The organism is Nostocoides jenkinsii Ben 74 (genome assembly GCF_001046875.1).
In the GTDB taxonomy this organism is placed as follows: Bacteria; Actinomycetota; Actinomycetes; order Actinomycetales; family Dermatophilaceae; genus Nostocoides_A; species Nostocoides_A jenkinsii.
Window position 1 is genome coordinate 3185463 of record NZ_HF571038.1, and the last position, 4906, is coordinate 3190368.

The 4906-nt window shown below is 67.6% G+C and carries 4 protein-coding genes; 3 read left to right on the top strand and 1 reads right to left on the bottom strand.

The genetic code is table 11. The features are described from left to right. Nucleotides 1-281 precede the first annotated feature (281 nt). Nucleotides 282-2936 (top strand): MGH1-like glycoside hydrolase domain-containing protein, encoded by a 2655-nt coding sequence (locus tag BN13_RS15260; protein ID WP_048548070.1) that lies wholly within the window; start codon nucleotides 282-284, stop codon nucleotides 2934-2936. Between the two features lie 133 nt (nucleotides 2937-3069). Then, the gene (locus tag BN13_RS15265) at nucleotides 3070-3558 is read left to right on the top strand and encodes a hypothetical protein (protein ID WP_048548071.1); all 489 of its coding nucleotides are present in this window, start codon (nucleotides 3070-3072) and stop codon (nucleotides 3556-3558) included. A gap of 80 nt (nucleotides 3559-3638) precedes the next feature. On the opposite strand, the gene BN13_RS15270 is transcribed toward BN13_RS15265, so the two are convergent. Then, complete coding sequence (locus BN13_RS15270; protein WP_048548072.1) at nucleotides 3639-4361, bottom strand: AIM24 family protein; 723 nt, start codon at nucleotides 4359-4361, stop codon at nucleotides 3639-3641. A gap of 128 nt (nucleotides 4362-4489) precedes the next feature. Here BN13_RS15270 and BN13_RS19735 point away from each other — a divergent pair. Further along, nucleotides 4490-4906, top strand: a 417-nt coding sequence (locus tag BN13_RS19735) for a hypothetical protein (RefSeq protein WP_048548073.1), incomplete at its 3' end; no start/stop codon positions are given.

Here is a 4906-nt window from a genome sequence, read left to right on the forward strand (position 1 = left end):
CTGCCGCATCCGTGTAGGGCTTCGGCAGCGTGAAAGTGCGCCACAGCGCCGCTATTGCCACCAGGGCGACAAGAGTCATGGCAAGCATCGGGAGCCAGCGGCGCGCCGAAGGGCGGCCCGGCGACGCGCCGGGCTGCACACTCGCCGCGGACCTGCGCCGCGGCATACGGATCGCCATGGCGCGACTCTAATTCGGGCCACCGACAACTACCCATCGCCCGGTTCGGATTCACGGAGGATTCACAGGCTGGCGGACGCGCGTGGGCTGAGAGAGTGAGCAGATGACTGCGTCGTCCGATCGTCCCTCGGGAACGGCATCCGAGCCCACGCCTGAGCACCAACGGTTGGCCGAGTCGCCGGACCCGGGTTCACCGTGGCGTCTGTGGGGGCCGTATGTCGCGGGCCGCCAGTGGGGGACAGTCCGGGAGGACTACTCGGCCAATGGGGACGCCTGGGCGGCGTTCCCGTTCGAGCAGTCCCATGCGCGGGCCTACCGCTGGGGGGAGGACGGCATCGCCGGGCTGTGCGATCGCTACGGCTTCCTCAACCTCGGTATGGCCGTGTGGAACGAACGCGACGACCGCCTCAAGGAGCGACTGTTCGGCTTGACGAACCCGCAGGGAAACCACGGCGAGGACGTCAAGGAGTACTGGTGGCATCTGGATGCGACCCCGACCCACTCGTGGGCGCAATCCCTCTATCGCTATCCGCAGTCGGCCTACCCCTACGACTACCTCGTGGCCGAGTCGGCGCGCCGCGACCGTTCGCAGGAGGAACTCGAACTCGCCGACACCGGGATTCTGGAGGGCGACCGGTTCTTCGACATCGTCATCACCCACGCGAAGGCGGCTCCCGACGACGTCCTGATCGACATCAGCGCCACCAACCACGGCGCCGATCCGGCGCCGCTACATCTCCTACCGCACGTGTGGTTCCGCAACACCTGGTCCTGGGGGCGCGATGATCGCGTGCCGCGGCTGCGTCAACTCCAGGGTCCGGGTGGGCGGTCGGCGCTCCTCGCCGAGCACGGCTACCTGGGGCGCTATCGCGTCGTCGCCGACGGTGATCCTCGAATCCTGTTCTGCGACAACGAGACCAACATGCAGCGCGCCTTCGGGCAGGCTGGCGGTAGCCCCCACCCCAAAGACGCGATCAATGCCGCCGTCGTCGACGGCGACTCCTCCCTGCTTCGGCCCGCCTATGGCACCAAGGCCGCCTTCTGGTGGCACTGGGAGGCCGTCCCCCCGGGGGAGACGGTCACGGTCCGGCTGCGACTGACCCGCGATGCCGACGTCCGAGGAGAGGACCCGTTCGCCGACTTCGCCGACATCTGCATCAACCGCCGAGACGAGGCGGACGCGTTCTATGGACGCGTCATACCCGAAGAGACGTCGGCGGAGGATATCCTCATCGCCCGCCGCGCGTTCGCCGGCATGCTCTGGTGCAAGCAGGTCTATCGGTATGACGTGCGCCAGTGGCTTGAAGGCGACCCCACCGGTCCGCCGCCACCGAGCGCGCGCCTGCGCGGGCGCAACAGCCGCTGGCGTCATCTCGCCCTCGCCGACGTCATCTCGATGCCGGATGAATGGGAGTACCCGTGGTTCGCCGCCTGGGACCTCGCCTTCCATTGCGTCGCGCTCGCCCACATCGATCCGGCCTTCGCCAAGGATCAACTGACGTTGATGTGTCGAGAGTGGGCGATGCATCCCAACGGTCAGCTCCCCGCATACGAATGGGACTTTGGCGACGTCAACCCGCCAGTGCACCCGTGGGCCGCCTGGCTCGTCTATCGCATCGACGGCAGCCGCGATCGCGAGTTCCTGACCCGCGTCTTCACCAAGCTGCTCTTCTGCTTCGGGTGGTGGGTCAATCGCAAGGACGCCGACGGCTCCAATCTGTTCGAGGGTGGCTTCCTCGGCATGGACAACGTCGGGCCGTTCGACCGCAGTGCCCGGCTGCCCGATGGGTCGCGGCTGGAGCAGTCCGACGCGACGTCTTGGATGGCCTTCAACTCCTTGGTGATGCTCCGGATCTCCTGGGAGTTGGCGCGCCACGATCGCGCCTTCGACGAGGTCGCCACCAAGTTCTTCGAGCACTTCTTGGCGATCGCTGAGGCGATGGAGACCTTCGGCTCCGACAATGTCGCACTGTGGGATGAGGAGGACGGTTTCTTCTATGACGTCCTCGTGGCACCCGACTCGACAACGTCCAAGGTCCGGTTGAGGTCGATGGTCGGGCTGCTCCCGCTGATCGCGGTCACCACGATGCCCGAGTGGGTGGACGCCTCGTTGCCCGACTTCACCGGGCACCGCGAATGGCTGCGCGCTCGCCGCCCTGAGCTGCTCGACGCCCTCATCCACGTCAGCGACGCTGACGACACCTTGTCCGTCCTGACTCCCGACCGCCTGGTCCGGCTCGTGCGGCGGCTGGTCGATGAGGAGGAGTTCCTCTCGCCATACGGGATTCGGTCCATGTCCGCCGCCTATCGCGACGGCGTCACCCTGAACCTGCAAGGCGCCGATCTCGTGATGACCTACGAGCCGGGGGAGTCCGACAGCGCGCTCTTCGGCGGCAACTCCAACTGGCGCGGCCCGGTGTGGATGCCGGTCAATGTCCTGCTCACCGATGCTCTTCGGACGTATGCCGCGGGCATGGGCGCCGATCTGCAGATCGAGTTCCCGACGGACGCGGGACAGTTCCGAGGCATCGGGGACGCCGCCGCCGAGATCGACTCGCGCCTGGTCGGGTTGTTCCGGATCGGCGCCGACGGCCGTCGCCCGAGCGATCCCCGGCACGTGCCGACCGGGCCGTTATGGCAGGCGCATCCGACCTTCAGCGAGTACTTCCACGGCGACACCGGCGCGGGTCTCGGCGCCTCGCACCAGACCGGGTGGACCGCGCTGGTGGCGCACCTGATCTGCCTGCGCGAGGACTGAACCGGGCTGTTTCCGGGGTGATGATCGGCGACGCCCGGGTGGCGACCGGGGGAACAGATCGCGGGGAGGCTACGTTGGTTGCGAAGACGGCGCCGTGAGCGCCGAGGCACGACAACAGGGGGATGACCCGAGCATGAGCAACCTCAACGACAACCTCAAGAAGACCATCGATGACCTCGATCTGGATCGTCGACTCGAGCAGTTGAGCCAGTTCGCCCAAAAGACCGTCGCCGACGTCAAAGCACAGGCGGGCAGCCTCGCCCACGACAACCGCGACAAGGTCGACGAATGGGTGTCCAAGGCCACCGCGAAGCTCGATGAGCGGACCGATGGCAAGTACCACGACAAGGCTGTGAAGTTCGGTGCTGCCCTGGGGTCGGCCGTAGACAAGGTCGCCGACCAGCGGCCCGCCGGGAGCGCGAGCCCGGCCGCCGACTACCAGCCGTCACCGACCGCGACCGCGGCGCCCTTCCCCTCGCATCCGTATGGCGCTCCCGACGCGGGTGCTCCCCAGGCTGGTGCCGCCGAGACGCCCGCGGACGCCGGCGCGTCGGTGCCGACCGGGTGGCCGGACGCGGAGGTTGTGGACGAGGCCGCCGAGAAGGCGTGGTACGACAAGTAGCCCGACCCCGGCGACCGGAGCCGAGCACGACGTATGCCGAGTGGTCACCGCGGAGGTGACCACTCGGCATACGTCATGAATCAGCTCAACAACCCGCCGAGCATGCTGCCGGAGCCACCGCTCTGCTGCTGGTGACCGCCATCGGTGACCGACTCGCTCGGCTGGACCAGGACATAGCCCTGGCCGGAGAACGCCATCTGGAGGAGTTCGCCGGTGCCGCCGCGGATCATCGATCCGATTCCGCCGGTGTCGACGCGCACATCCATCCGCACGCCGGCGGTCCACATGACCACCGCCTGGGCGTCGCCGAAGGTGGGGGAGGAGGCGACGTCCAAGGCCACCGGTTCGCCCTTGGTGGTGATCGCGACGTAGCCGGTGCCGCGCAGGCTGACGTTGTAGAGCCCGCCCGTCATCGCGGCGCCGCGCGCCTGGATGCGGTGGATGTCCCACTGGATCGAATTGCTGAACGCGAGGACGTTGGCGCCATTGACCGAGACAGCGTCATCCTGCAAGTAGATGATCTGGACGTCGCCCGCGTCGTCGGCCAAGAACAGGTCGCCCTGGCCCGAGCAGGTCATCATCGAGACGCCCTCGCCGGTCATCGCCGACTTGAACATGCGGCCGAGCCCGGAGCTCTGCTTGGTGAAGCGCACATCCCCCTGGTACGCCACCATTGAGCCCGCCTTGGCCATGACCTCCCCATAGCGCATGTCGACGCGCAGCAGCTTCTTGTTCTGCAGCGAGAAGGGGTCCTGGGTCTCGCGCTCCTTGAAGTCGGTGAAGAGCGAGCCGTGAATGGTCATTCCGTGTCATCCCCTAGTGGATCGAGCCGGGCCGGAGTAGCCCTGCATGTTTAGCAAACCGTAGGCGATTGTCGCCTCCGGGGATATGGTTTTGGAGTCATTGGTGGAACCGTCCGAAGGGATGCGTCATGGGGCTCCTCGACAAGGCCAAAGCAGCGGCGATGGACCTGCAGGCCAAGGCCGATACCGCGCTCAGCAATAGCGGCATGATGGGGGGCAATCCGATGGGCGGCCCCGGCGGTGGTGGGGGTGGTGGCCAGGCCGATCGGCTACTGCGGGATCTGGGGGTGCTCACCTTCCTCAATGCGATGGGCACGCCGGGGTCGGCGGATGACTACAACCGGATCATGAGTTCGCTGCAGCAGCTGCGCGCGTCCGGGCAGGTGAACCTGAGCCTGTCGCCGGTGATGGGGGCTCCCGGCGGCCCGCCGCCGCCTCCTGGGGCGGTCAAGGCGGCGTATGACGCGGGACAGGCCCCCACCGCCCCCTCCGCTTCGGACGCACCCCCGCCGCCCGCGACCGGAGGCGGCGAGCCGCTGCCGGCC

Bases quoted from the DNA above. Each gene is read 5' to 3' on its own strand.
- BN13_RS15265 (WP_048548071.1), top strand. From the start codon at position 3,070: ATGAGCAACCTCAACGACAACCTCAAGAAGACCATCGATGACCTCGAT.
- BN13_RS15260 (WP_048548070.1), top strand. From the start codon at position 282: ATGACTGCGTCGTCCGATCGTCCCTCGGGAACGGCATCCGAGCCCACG.
- BN13_RS15270 (WP_048548072.1), bottom strand. From the start codon at position 4,361: ATGACCATTCACGGCTCGCTCTTCACCGACTTCAAGGAGCGCGAGACC.